The organism is Aliivibrio fischeri (assembly GCA_038993745.2).
Taxonomy (GTDB): Bacteria; Pseudomonadota; Gammaproteobacteria; order Enterobacterales; family Vibrionaceae; genus Aliivibrio; species Aliivibrio fischeri_B.
Genome location: CP160629.1, coordinates 508,242 through 520,254 on the forward strand (window position 1 = coordinate 508,242; position 12,013 = coordinate 520,254).

Here is a 12,013-nt window from a genome sequence, read left to right on the forward strand (position 1 = left end):
AGTCGCTTTTATTAAAAGAATTAGGTTTATCATAGGAGAAAATGAGTGAATTGGATTCGAGTAGCCTTAGTTGGCGCAGTATTAGTGTTGTCTGGGTGTGCATCTAAAGGGGATACTTCAGGATGGGGATACCCTCCAATGGCGGTTCCTTTACAACCAAGTATCCAACAAGAGATCCAATTATCTCGTTTGGACCAATTGCTACAACGCCCCGATGTGGATGATGTAACTCGTGCAAAAATGTACTATGAAAGAGGGTTAATTAAAGACAGTTTAGGTTTACGTGACTTGGCTCGTGTCGACTTTACTCAATCTTTAACGTTAAAGCCTGATCAGAGTGATGTGTTTAATATTCTTGGTGTTTACTACACGCAAAATACGGATTTTGATGGAGCGTATGAAGCGTTAGATTCAGCTTTAGAATTAGACCCAAATAATCAATTTGCTGAACGTAATTTAGCTATCGCTTTGTATTATGGTGAACGTTACGATCAAGCATATGAAATAGCTCAGAAACATTACAATGATGCTCCTCGTGACCCATACCGTGCAATTTGGTTGTATTGGATTGGATTAGAAGTGGATGCGAAAGTGGCAACAGAGACCTTCCAAAAACAATATCAACAAAGAACAGATGAAGATTTTGGATGGGATCTTGCTGGGTTAATTTTAAAAGAAACTTCTGAAGATGAGTTTTTGAAAAAAATCTTAACTACAACTCGTAATAATGTGGCATTGGCAGAAAAACTAACAGAAGGTTATTTTTACTTAGCTAAACGTTATCAATACGAAGGTGATTATCCAAACGCAATTGCTTTGTATAAGTTAAGTATGTCGAACAACGTTTATGAGTATGTAGAACATCGATATTCATTTGTGGAACTAGGTAATATCTACAAAGCTTTACGTGATTTGCAAGAGCAAAAAATAAAAGAGCAGCAAGCACAAGAAGCGAAAGAAGAACCGGTTGCACCACAAGAAAAAAGCACTGAAAAAGAGATGCTAAAAGAAGAAGCAACAGCAGAATAATTAGCAATATTAGTATAATAAAAAAGCCTTATTCATATGGATAAGGCTTTTTTGTATTCAAAAGAAAACTCAAAATTACATTTGAATGTCTAACCCAGCAATATTGTGCCAGTAGCCATTACAATGGCGAGCATCTTTTAAAGCAAATTTTTCAGAGCCAGTTTCATTAGCTTTGAATTTTCTTACTTCATCAAAGGTATCAACACTTAATGGGCTCAGTCGTACTACATCAACTAGGTTACTCATGCTTGGTAAGTCATTTATCAAGTTGTAACAGTAGCCAGATTGAGTCTGAATACCATTTAACGTGAACACTTCCTGACCTTCTTGGCTATTAACCGTAATACCAGTTGGGTATTTAATACAGCAGGTTTCACATTCATCTTTTGGTTTATTCTCTGCTCGAGCAGTAAAGCAACGAGCAGAATACGCAAGAGGAAGATAGCCGTAACTGAATACTTCGGTTTCAAACTTATTGCGAATACCAAGTTCGTCACATTGAGTTAATACGTTCTGTAGCCATTCACGAGAAAGCTCTACAGGCATACACCAACGTGTCATCCCTTGTTTTAAAAAGAGGTTTAGGGTTTGAGCGTTATAGCAGTTAACCGCTGGACCAACAACAAATGGAACTTTGCTCTCTGATGCTAGTTGAATTGCCGATACATCATTGGCTTCGATAATAAAATCACCATTATCAATGTACTTTTTCATTACATTGACTTCACTCGGTGCTTCTAATAAAGCCATGGTAGATAACACGACTTGTTTACCAGAATCTGAAATATCCTTAGCAATAGCAAACCAGTCTTTAGGTTTCATTTCTCGGCGTTTTGAACAAACACTTTCACCTAAATAAATAATATCAGCTTCACTATTGGTTGCTTGTTGATAAAACGACTCAACGTTTTCTTTAGACCAAAAGTATAGGAGTGGACCTAATGCGTATTTCATGATGTTCTCCTATTGCCACTTCTTATGATAAGCACCAAGAGTGGTTTGTGTCCCCTCTGATACATTCGCTAATGTTGCATCCCATTTAGGTTCTACCGCATAGCCTTCAGGATTTGCTTTGTAGCTATCGATAGCTGCACGCCATGTACGAGTTACTTGCTCAACATAAGCAGGACTGCGTTGACGTCCTTCTATTTTCACTGATGCAACATTGGCTGCAAATAATTCAGGAACTAAAGATAAGGTATTTAAACTGGTTGGTTCCTCAAGAGCATGGAAGGTTTTACCTTCTACATCAAAGCGTCCTTTACACAGGGTTGGATAGCCGGCATTTTCACCTTCACCATAACGATCGATTAAAATATTATTTAAACGAGATTCCAGCCCATTATCGGTTTCTTGCCAACGAACGTATTTTGCTGGTGAGCAAGCGCCTACGGTGTTTGGTGATTCACCTGTCATGTATGATGATAAGTAACAACGACCTTCAGACATGATACATAGACTACCAAAGGCGAAGACTTCTAAATCAACATCAGAGGTTAAATTTCGAGAAAGTTGTTTAACTTGATGGATAGATAACACTCGAGGCAAAACAACACGTTTAATATTGAAGTTCTTTTTATAGAAATCAATAGCGGCAACATTGGTTGCAGAAGCTTGTACCGAGAGGTGTAACTCTAAATCAGGATAGGTTGTTGCAGCGTATTCTAGTACAGCAATATCAGAAATAATAAGCGCATCAATTCCCATGGCTGCTGCGTTATCTACAGCCTTTGTCCAACGGCTAAATCCATCTGGGTGAGCAAATGTATTTAAGGCAACATGAATATGTTTATTTTTATCGTGAACATATTGCACGGCTTTCTCAAGCTTTTTACCTGTAAAGTTTAAGCCTGCAAAATGGCGAGCATTTGTGTCGTCTTTAAAACCGATATAAACAGCATCGGCGCCGCAATCAATAGCGGTTTTTAGTGCGGGCAAATTACCGGCTGGGCAGAGGAGTTCCATAAGAATACCTAATTACAAAAATCTGATGCACTATGATAATAGTAACAAAATTTTGAAACTTGATATAAGGCAGGTTTTTAGTTGTTTTGTGTTTTAAATAAAGACTTGGGATGGATTGATGTTCAACCTGAGTTTTTGCTCTTTTTAAATTTATAATCGACTGTAATACCTAGAAAGTGGTGGGTTTTATCTAGGTATTAAGTTCGATTATTTCTATTTATCTAGCGCGTTTGTTTTGTACTAATAACGCTTCAATCTCATGTTTTGGTTGAGGTTTGTAGAAATGGAACCCTTGAATGGAATCACAATTTAGGCTTGATAATAGCATTGCTTGTTGTCTTGTTTCGACACCTTCAGCAACGATATCCATGTTTAAATTTTTACCTAAATTAATTACGTTTTCTATGATCGTAATTTGCTTAGGTAATGTGTCGATTTCATTAATAAACCCACGATCGATTTTTAACTCATCTAATGGGAAACGAGCAAGATAAGCTAAAGAAGAGTAACCCGTACCAAAGTCATCAATTGATAAGGTAAAGCCAAGCTTCTTTATTGCATCTAACATTTGGATAGCGTGCTCGCCATCACTCATTACCGCACTTTCAGTTAATTCTAACGTGATACAGTTAGGATCAACTTGTGTCGTTTTAAGAAGTCGTTCCATGTACTCAATTAATTGAGGATTACCAAATTGCTCTGGGGATAAGTTAATGGCAATACGACCAGGTAAAATCCCTTGATTCTTCCACTCTTTAACGGTTTGGAAAACTTCACGCATTACAACTTTGCCTAGTGTTTCAATTAGACCTGAACGTTCAGCAACAGGGATGAAGCGAGCAGGACTGATGTAACCTTCAACAGGATGCTTCCATCGAACCAGAGCTTCTGCGCCATTAATTCTAAAATCACGAGCACTTACTTTTGGTTGGTACCATACTTCAAGCCCATTATTTTGAAGTGCTTTTTGTAATTCGATCTCTAACCAAAGACGCATGCGTGCTTCTTTGTTCATTTGGTCATGAAATTTAATTAAACGGTTTCTGCCTCGATCCTTTGCTTCATACATGGCGGTATCAGCATTTTGTAGCAAACTACGAGCGTCGCTGCCGTCAGCTGGATATTGGACACTACCAATGGAGCAAGCAAGACGTTTTGAAAAGTGAACAAGATCGAATGGTTGATTGATTAAACTGATGATCTTTTCAGATAATTGCTCAAGAACTTGGTTGTGTTCTGGTTTTGGAAATAGTATTCCAAATTCATCGCCACCTAAATGGCCAACAACAGCGTGTTTTGGTAGTAATTTCTGTAAGCGATTGGAGATCTCTTTTAAAACACGATCTCCAATATGATGGCCAAGTGAATCATTAATATTCTTGAAGTTATCAATATCTAAATAAAGCATGAAAAAAGGAATGTCTTCTTTAATCATCTTTTCTATAACATGGGTAAAACCGTGGCGATTGTAAATTCCAGTTAATAGATCCACTTGAGAAGCGGCAATATGGTTGCTCATTGCAATTTGCTTCTTGTTTTCTTTTAAAATAACAAGATGAGCAGGGCTTCCTAATATGTGAGTTTCTTCAACCGTTAATATTAATTCGGCACGAAGAGAGCAATTCGCCGTTGTTCTAACGGTTAACTGTTGTTCAGAAGGTAAGCTTGAAATTAATTCTGATAAGCATTGAGTGCGAGAAGGGGAATGTAAAAGTTGCTCAATACTTTCGCCAATAAATTCTGTTGGGTTGTTGAACCCAAGCATTTTAGCTGACGCTCCGTTTGCAGAGACAATAATATCTCCTTCAATTAAAAAGACGGAGTCACTTAATAGCTCTGTGAGTTTGTGGTACTTAGATTCACTTTCTTTTAGAGAATTGAGAAGTTGTTGGCGTTCTGAGGTGTCGACAGCGTGAAATACAATATAAGTCGTATCTTCTTCATGAATAGGGAAGAGACTAAAATGTAGACTGGTATCAAATCGATGATCATCTAGCGTAATTTCAGCTTCAATTTTTTCACCGTTTAGAGCTCTGTCATAATAGGCTTTTAATGATGAGTAAAAATGTTTACCTAAAATTTCAGAATCGCTTCGGCCACAAAGAGATTCACGGTTTAATCCACTAAGTTCACAGTAACGGTTGTTTACTGTTATGTATTTATGGTCTTTGTCCAAAATAGCAAACAGAAATGGACTGTTATCTGTAAGCAAAGGAAGCCAATGTTGTATTTGAGAAAGAGACATAGTGTTACCGCTTTAGTAAAGAAGACCAATAACTTCCAGAGATATAATGTTTATTTATAAGACGAACAGTAAAATATACATTGAAAGAATCCCTATTTTCTACCTTTAATCGTAATAAGTGCTTTTTTTGATAATAAACAGGTTAGATATCACTCTATCAATTTATACTTGCCTCTAGTTATCGACCAAATGTTATGGAAATTAAGTGTGATTAATCAAATTCGTTCGAAATTAGTAGAAAATGCGGCCTCTGTTTTAAAAACTCCTGCAAAGTTAGTTCCTGTTTCAATCCAACAGAAGATGTTACTCGAAGGATTAAAACAAGTTTTTCATGAAGCGCTAGAAGATGGTGATTTTGAGTTTTTAGAAGATAAATGGCTAAAAGTTTCGATTCTTGATCTCGAATTAGAATGGTTTATCAGCTATCAAGATGAAAAACTGGTAGTCTCGAATAAAACAGAAAATGATGATGTGAGTTTCAGTGGGCAATTAAATGATTTAATTTTAATTGCAGGCCGAAAAGAAGATCCTGATACTCTGTTTTTTCAACGTCGCCTAAAAATTGAAGGCGATACAGAGCTTGGTTTGGAAGTGAAAAACTTAATGGATAGCGTAGACCTTGACTCGTTACCAAAACCTTTAAATCAAGCATTAATGACGTTGGCAAACTTTGTACAGCAAGGTTTGCAGAAACCTGAAGTTAAAGAGACCATGAATGCTTATTAGAACTGAAGCTCCAGCTGATATTCTGACGGTTGACCGTTTAGTTCGCTCTGCATTTGATACTGAAGCAGAAGCGAAATTAGTGATGTCTTTGCGTGAAAACAGCCATTTAACACTTGCTTTAGTCGCATGTAGTGACGATGGTGAAGTGATTGGTCACTGTTTATTTAGTCCTGTTACATTGAATGGCGACGATTTAAACTGGCAAGGATTAGCTCCTTTATGTGTAAAAAAAGAGCACCAAAAACAGGGTATAGCTGAAGCATTAGTAAAAGAAGGTTTAGAGATGCTGACTGAACTGGGCTATCCAGTTGTTGTCGTATTAGGAGATTCAAATTATTACCAACGTTTTGGTTTTGAATCAGCAACGAATTACGATATGCACTCTAAATGGGAAGTCCCTGAAGGGGCTTTTATGATTAAAGCCTGCTCTTCTGAATTTATTGATGGAAAATCAGGGTTAATCGAATATTGTCCTGAATTTGATTTATTGTAACAGACGAAAAGAATGCTCATCTTGCTATGAGCATTCTATTTTTATTGGCAGTTAGTTAGCGCTTTAATCCCCATACTTCCACTTTTGCTTTTTTCACTACACCTGCGGCATTCAGTGTCAAATTTCCCCAGCTTTTATATTGTAATTCTAGGTAATCAAATTTGGATTTATCCGTTCCTGGTAATTTATAGGTCCGAGTGCTCATCCCTTTTGTCAGTGTGCCCATTGTTTTTAATTGCTTTGTTGAGCCATCGGTCATGGTTACTTTCATGCTTTTTATACTGACAGTACCTTGCACACATTTTATTTTTATCTTTGAAAATTTACGTTCACTCAGAAAAGGCAATGGTTCTACTTTATCTTCTTCTTGTTCAAAATTAACGGTTTTATCGCTAATAAGTACCCAATCATCATTATCTTTCGCATAAGTCGTATTGGTTGAGGCGATATTAATAAGTAAAACGAGAGCCATTGTTGAAAAAATAGAGGAGATAGTTGCAGTTGTAATTAATCGCTTTTTCATTAGTCACAGTCTTAATACAAAAATAGGGGCTAAAGTATTGAATGGTAATATTGATGAAGTCAGTATTAAGTTAAAATATCGGTTTGTATAATATTTGAGACGAGAGGCTTTGTTATATTGTTAGGGATTATGTGCTCTCAGTGTGTATCAGTAGCATCAAATCTAGAATATTGATAAGATTCTCCACCTTAGATAAGTAGGTGAATGATATGCCCCAGCAAGCGTTACAGTTTTTAAATGAGATGGATATTTCGGTTTGGCAAGTTCGTCAAACAAGCTATTTCCCGGCATTAGAAAACACAACATTATCGTTACCTGAAACTTGTCAGTTATTATTTGTAGCTCCTGCTATACCGACAGAGCGTGATGCTTTTCTATTTGGAAAAGTGCTTGCTAGCATGAAGCTGTCACCTGAGCAGGCGTTATTTCTTTCCTCTGAGTCATTAGAATATATTGGGGAGCATCATTTAGATTGGTGCTGGTTCTCTGGAGTATCTACCACAGAGCTAGAAGGCGTTAAAATATTAACCTCTCCTTTATTGTCAGAGATGCATTCTAATACTCAATCACGACGTGATTTATGGCGACAAATTTGTTCTTATGACAATTAAAATTCAAACAACTTCTGAATCTCATTTAGATGATATTTGGCGAATAGAAAGAGCTGCTCATTCACATCCTTGGGCAGAATCTATGATCAGAGAGCTTGATAGTCGCTGTGCTCAGCATCGAGTCATGTTAGTTGATGAGCAAGTCGTGGGTTACTTTTATGCTCAAAATGTTGTTGGCGAAGTAACTTTATTGAATATTGCGATAGATCCTGCTCATCAAGGTAAAGGATTCGGCCGTAAGTTAACTGAATTTTTTATTGATATGTGTATGGAACAAAAAGCTGAATCAGCATGGCTCGAAGTTCGAGAAAGTAATACTAAAGCTATCTCATTATATGAGTCAGAAGGGTTTAATGAAGTGACTCGCCGTCATGATTATTACCCAACAAATAATGGCAAAGAAGACGCTATTATTATGAGCTTTATATTTTTCTAAATTCCTTACTTTAGATAAGAGGCGAGTTTGCGTATAATCTCGCCTAATTATTACATGTTCTATCCTTTCTGAAATCTTACAGGATTATCAACGCTTATGTCTTTTTTACAAGAAGTGGGTAAACGCAGAACGTTTGCCATCATTTCTCACCCAAATGACTGAGTGTGTTTCACCTGATATAATCCTGTTTCATTCTCTTTCTTTTTCTTCTTCAACTTACTGAAAATAATCTAATTCCTTATTTGTCTTCTATTGTTCTATTTCCTCATCTTGCATCCTGTTTCATTTCGTATCATCTATTTTGTGTACATGGCTGTGTACATAAATTAATATCAGCTGATTGTTTATTGATCTTTGTGTACACAGTGGTGGATTTATGGCGTTATCAGATAGTTGGTTAAAAGCTCATGTTGGAAAGACAATGGATAAGCGAATAGAGAAATCAGATAGTCATGGATTATCTGTTCGAGTAACAACGAAAGGTAAGGTTATCTTTCAGTTACGGTATCGCTTTGATGGAAAACCAGTCCGGTTAGATTTAGGTTCATATCCAACGATAAGTTTGAAGCAAGCAAGACAAGAAGCATTTCGACTTAAAGGTTTTCTAGAAGAAGGGCGAGATCCTAAAATTGCTAAACAGCTTGAAAAGCAAGAATTGAGTTCAGCTATTACGGTACAAGAACTGTTTCATTCTTGGTACGAATCATATTGTTTAGTTAATAAAACAATGCATAAAGAAATAAAGCGTTCATTTGAATTGTATGTGTTTCCTGAGCTTGGAGCTTTACCTGCTAATGATGTAAGCATTCATATATGGTTAAAACTGTTAGAAGACAAAGTGAAATCAAGTCCAAGTATTGCAGACCGAATTTTAGTTAATGCAAAGCAAATGCTAAGTTGGGGTGTAAGGCGTGAATTGATAAATAAAAATCCAATAGCACAACTTACGGCAAAAAAAGATTTGCAAATAAAAACCGTAACGAATGATAGATCTTTTTCTGATGATGAGATTCGCTTATTTCTAGAAGCTATCCACCACTCAAGAATGGCGAGAAAAAATAAAATCTTTTTAAAATTATGTTTGATTTATGGGTGTCGTAATGGAGAGTTAAGACGTTGTAAAAAGGAACATTTTAACTTTACAGATGGTATTTGGACTGTGCCTCCTGAAAATCATAAGGTAGGGAAGATAACTAAAAAACCATTGTTAAGACCAATAACGCCAGAAATTAAAGCATTATTGGAAGAAGTTTTTAGTTTCAATAAAAACAGCGAATATGTTTTTTTAAATGCAAATGGAGATACGATGATGGGAAGGAGTGCTACGTTATCTTTGCCATATAATATCTCTCAATGGATAAGAAAAAATAAAAAAATTGAATTAGAACATTGGTCTGTTCATGATTTAAGAAAAACAGCACGCACAAATTTTTCTCAATTAACTGAGCCTCATGTAGCAGAAATTATGCTTGGACATAAATTGGCTGGGCAATGGCAAGTTTATGATTTATACGATTATATAAAAGAACAAAAAGAAGCACTGCTTAAATGGTGCGAAAAATTATCTTCTTTAGATAAAATCTAGCAATGATAAGTTTCTCTTTTCGTTGTGTTAGTTAGTTCATATGGAGTTATATTATGAGCATTAGACTTGATATTAAAGATTGGCAAGAAAATGCAAGCCTTTCTAAGCGATTGAAGAATAATCAGGATCGATTGAATGAAATTCAGGGATGCATTGAAGATGCTTTATCAAGTTATTATGAAAAGGTTTTAGTTCCTTTAAATATAGCGAAGAAAATGGCTATCACAGAAGAAGAGGCATTAATGCGATCTAGAGGACTGCTTAATGATCTCCTTCTATACCTAAATGATTATTTTTTTAATATAACAGTGAGAAAGGGTAATCACAGATCTTCTCAATATAATGAATTGAAAAAGAAGTCGTTAGGTAATAACAATAAATACTTTCAAAGAGTAACTGAAACATATCGACGTAAATTGAGTTATTTGATGTTTGCTAAAACTCAAGAGGATGAAGAGAAAAGGTTAACTCATTTCAAAGCAGAGAAAGGGATAATCGATGAAAAAGAACAGGATTCATTATTTGAAGAGACAATGAGGTTGAGTCTTGATGAGCAATTTAACAATTCATATGAAGGAAGAGAAATCAACAAACATCTCAATCAAATTGAATTGATTTTAGGAACACTCATAGACACGAATGCAATCCCCCACGCTAGCCTTACTCTAGAAGTCGAGTTATTAGATAATTGGTTGATACGTTATAACGAGTTTTCAGGAGAAGAGTTGGTATTTATTCCTGATTCTTGGTTTTGCTCTTTGAGTTTTTTAGGTTTTGAAGAACGGTATTTATCTCATTACAACCAGAAGTCAATCGGAAGAGTGAGTAAGAGAATAATCAGAAATTCCAAATACAGGAATATTTAGTTTAAAGCGTAATTACAACGTTCAAAACCTTTCATACTATAGCCATGTGTTTAATTATGACTTAAAGAGATTCACATGGCTACTTCTACCTTACCTCTTAAACAGGTTATTTCACCTTCTCAATTATCTGAGATTTTACAGCGTTCCCGTGTCACGATTTGGCGCTGGATTAAAGAAGAGCAATTACCACCACCAATAAAAATTAATGGTGCAGTCCTTGGTTGGAAAGCGGAAGTAATTAATCAATGGCTTGATGCTAACGTTGGGTAGGGGGTAAGCATGTTTAGAAATACGATACAGCGTGATGCGGCTAAACAGATTGTACAGTCGACATTATTAACCCCATTGATCCGAAAAAATGAATTAGCTGTTTTGCTTAATGTTAGTACCAAAACAATTGAACGTTGGACAAAAAATGAATTTTTACCACCACCATTTAGAACTAAAGCAGGGAGAACAATTGGTTGGCCTGAGCATCAACTCGAAGAATGGTCGGTTATAATGCGTAGATAATAAGATCTATTTTACGAAAGAATTAGAGGTGTTAATGACACCTCATTTTTTTGTCTTTAGATGTCTCAATTTGTCATTGTTTGGGGGGAATGTCTGCGTAAATAACCTTTTCCGATAATGTGTTTTTATCTAAAACTGCTCGTTAGCTGCTTTAAATAAAGGGTGTAGGTATTTAGATAACGGTCAAGGTTAGTAGGTATATTTTATTATTATGGCAAATCACATACCAAAACTAATACCTAATCCTAATAATAAAAATCTAGCGTATTACTGGGATAAGGATACATATATACCTGTTTATTATCGTAGTGGCTTAATTATTAATATTATGGATGCAATAGCAAAGCAGTTATCGGTGGTTCAAATTCAGCATTCAAGGGTGTTAGTTGGGTTGCTGCAATTTAACTTACCAGTAGGAAGGGGAACGCTTTGTAATACGGTAATGAGTCAGTTTATTGATAGATACATACCGAAAGTGAAACAACATTATAAAGCGCTTGGTTATTCAACCAACGTAGGTTATGTGTGGGTTCGAGAGCAATCCACGTCTACCGTTCAGCATTATCACGCTGCTTTTTTTGTAAATCAGCAAGCGGTTGCAGGCATATATAAATTAAGAGAATTGGCTTCCGAATTGTGGGGGAAGTTATGTGGTGGTCATGTTACGTTTCCAGCTAACCCAACTTATACCGTAAAGCGAAAAGATAATGAAAGTAGGTTCATTGCGTTAATGCGATTAAGTTATTACGCTAAAGAAGAAACAAAAAATGCGAGTAGCTATATTAAAAATTATTCAACAAGCCGATTAAAAATGCAGAGAAAAAGCGAATAAGATCACGGGTATCAAAAGCAGTTGCTGTTCCTTTAGTCCTCTCTTTTTTTACTTGGATATTTTTGAATAGATATAATATGCGGTTCGCATTGGTAGCATTTAGAAATAATGAGATTGGCTATCAAAAAGCTTACTCCTTCTTAATTGGGCTGAAAATGTGGTTGTTTTGTCTGCAATTATAGACAGGTA

The 12,013-nt window shown here is 35.9% G+C and carries 14 protein-coding genes; 10 read left to right on the forward strand and 4 right to left on the reverse strand.

Features of this window, described 5'->3' with window-relative positions:
• Positions 1-45: 45 nt before the first annotated feature.
• A complete protein-coding gene (gene nlpI, locus AAFX60_002510; protein ID XDF78089.1) occupies positions 46-1,029 on the forward strand; it encodes a lipoprotein NlpI in 984 nt (327 codons plus the stop codon).
• 75 nt (positions 1,030-1,104) lie between these two features.
• Here nlpI and AAFX60_002515 read toward each other — a convergent pair whose 3' ends face one another.
• The 3 genes from AAFX60_002515 to AAFX60_002525 all read right to left on the reverse strand — a co-directional run bounded on the left by AAFX60_002515 (position 1,105) and on the right by AAFX60_002525 (position 5,239).
• Entirely contained in the window at positions 1,105-1,983 is an 879-nt protein-coding gene (locus AAFX60_002515; protein XDF78090.1) for a U32 family peptidase, read from the reverse strand.
• Between the two features lie 9 nt (positions 1,984-1,992).
• Entirely contained in the window at positions 1,993-2,994 is a 1,002-nt protein-coding gene (locus AAFX60_002520; protein ID XDF78091.1) for a peptidase U32 family protein, read from the reverse strand.
• A gap of 217 nt (positions 2,995-3,211) precedes the next feature.
• A complete protein-coding gene (locus AAFX60_002525) occupies positions 3,212-5,239 on the reverse strand; it encodes an EAL domain-containing protein (GenBank protein XDF78092.1) in 2,028 nt (675 codons plus the stop codon).
• Between the two features lie 207 nt (positions 5,240-5,446).
• Between AAFX60_002525 and AAFX60_002530 the strand changes: the two genes are divergently transcribed.
• A complete protein-coding gene (locus tag AAFX60_002530) occupies positions 5,447-5,965 on the forward strand; it encodes an SCP2 domain-containing protein (GenBank protein XDF78093.1) in 519 nt (172 codons plus the stop codon).
• Complete coding sequence (locus AAFX60_002535) at positions 5,955-6,458, forward strand: N-acetyltransferase (GenBank protein XDF78094.1); 504 nt, start codon at positions 5,955-5,957, stop codon at positions 6,456-6,458. Before AAFX60_002530 ends, AAFX60_002535 begins: the two co-directional genes overlap by 11 nt.
• Positions 6,459-6,513: 55 nt before the next feature.
• On the opposite strand, the gene AAFX60_002540 is transcribed toward AAFX60_002535, so the two are convergent.
• Positions 6,514-6,981: a hypothetical protein gene (locus AAFX60_002540; GenBank protein ID XDF78095.1), complete on the reverse strand. Its 468-nt coding sequence runs from the start codon at positions 6,979-6,981 to the stop codon at positions 6,514-6,516.
• 209 nt (positions 6,982-7,190) lie between these two features.
• Between AAFX60_002540 and AAFX60_002545 the strand changes: the two genes are divergently transcribed.
• The 7 genes from AAFX60_002545 to AAFX60_002575 all read left to right on the forward strand — a co-directional run bounded on the left by AAFX60_002545 (position 7,191) and on the right by AAFX60_002575 (position 11,824).
• Positions 7,191-7,592, forward strand: coding sequence for a DNA polymerase III subunit psi (locus AAFX60_002545; protein ID XDF78096.1), 402 nt, complete (start codon positions 7,191-7,193; stop codon positions 7,590-7,592).
• Positions 7,582-8,028 carry a ribosomal protein S18-alanine N-acetyltransferase gene (rimI, locus tag AAFX60_002550; GenBank protein XDF78097.1) on the forward strand — a complete coding sequence of 149 codons (447 nt, stop codon included), beginning with the start codon at positions 7,582-7,584 and terminating at the stop codon, positions 8,026-8,028. The genes AAFX60_002545 and rimI overlap by 11 nt, the downstream gene beginning before the upstream one ends.
• A 376-nt stretch (positions 8,029-8,404) precedes the next feature.
• Positions 8,405-9,613 carry a site-specific integrase gene (locus tag AAFX60_002555; GenBank protein XDF78098.1) on the forward strand — a complete coding sequence of 403 codons (1,209 nt, stop codon included), beginning with the start codon at positions 8,405-8,407 and terminating at the stop codon, positions 9,611-9,613.
• 53 nt (positions 9,614-9,666) lie between these two features.
• On the forward strand, positions 9,667-10,479 hold the full coding sequence (locus tag AAFX60_002560; GenBank protein XDF78099.1) for a hypothetical protein: 813 nt from the start codon (positions 9,667-9,669) through the stop codon (positions 10,477-10,479).
• Positions 10,480-10,554: 75 nt separating this feature from the next.
• Positions 10,555-10,749: an AlpA family phage regulatory protein gene (locus AAFX60_002565; GenBank protein ID XDF78100.1), complete on the forward strand. Its 195-nt coding sequence runs from the start codon at positions 10,555-10,557 to the stop codon at positions 10,747-10,749.
• Positions 10,750-10,758: 9 nt separating this feature from the next.
• Positions 10,759-10,992, forward strand: coding sequence for a hypothetical protein (locus AAFX60_002570; protein ID XDF78101.1), 234 nt, complete (start codon positions 10,759-10,761; stop codon positions 10,990-10,992).
• Positions 10,993-11,203: 211 nt separating this feature from the next.
• Complete coding sequence (locus AAFX60_002575) at positions 11,204-11,824, forward strand: inovirus-type Gp2 protein (protein XDF78102.1); 621 nt, start codon at positions 11,204-11,206, stop codon at positions 11,822-11,824.
• The last annotated feature ends 189 nt before the right edge of the window (positions 11,825-12,013 follow it).

Bases quoted from the DNA above. Each gene is read 5' to 3' on its own strand.
- AAFX60_002515 (XDF78090.1), bottom strand. From the start codon at position 1,983: ATGAAATACGCATTAGGTCCACTCCTATACTTTTGGTCTAAAGAAAAC.
- AAFX60_002520 (XDF78091.1), bottom strand. From the start codon at position 2,994: ATGGAACTCCTCTGCCCAGCCGGTAATTTGCCCGCACTAAAAACCGCT.
- AAFX60_002525 (XDF78092.1), bottom strand. From the start codon at position 5,239: ATGTCTCTTTCTCAAATACAACATTGGCTTCCTTTGCTTACAGATAAC.
- AAFX60_002535 (XDF78094.1), top strand. From the start codon at position 5,955: ATGCTTATTAGAACTGAAGCTCCAGCTGATATTCTGACGGTTGACCGT.
- AAFX60_002540 (XDF78095.1), bottom strand. From the start codon at position 6,981: ATGAAAAAGCGATTAATTACAACTGCAACTATCTCCTCTATTTTTTCA.
- AAFX60_002545 (XDF78096.1), top strand. From the start codon at position 7,191: ATGCCCCAGCAAGCGTTACAGTTTTTAAATGAGATGGATATTTCGGTT.
- rimI (XDF78097.1), top strand. From the start codon at position 7,582: ATGACAATTAAAATTCAAACAACTTCTGAATCTCATTTAGATGATATT.
- AAFX60_002555 (XDF78098.1), top strand. From the start codon at position 8,405: ATGGCGTTATCAGATAGTTGGTTAAAAGCTCATGTTGGAAAGACAATG.
- AAFX60_002560 (XDF78099.1), top strand. From the start codon at position 9,667: ATGAGCATTAGACTTGATATTAAAGATTGGCAAGAAAATGCAAGCCTT.
- AAFX60_002565 (XDF78100.1), top strand. From the start codon at position 10,555: ATGGCTACTTCTACCTTACCTCTTAAACAGGTTATTTCACCTTCTCAA.
- AAFX60_002570 (XDF78101.1), top strand. From the start codon at position 10,759: ATGTTTAGAAATACGATACAGCGTGATGCGGCTAAACAGATTGTACAG.
- AAFX60_002575 (XDF78102.1), top strand. From the start codon at position 11,204: ATGGCAAATCACATACCAAAACTAATACCTAATCCTAATAATAAAAAT.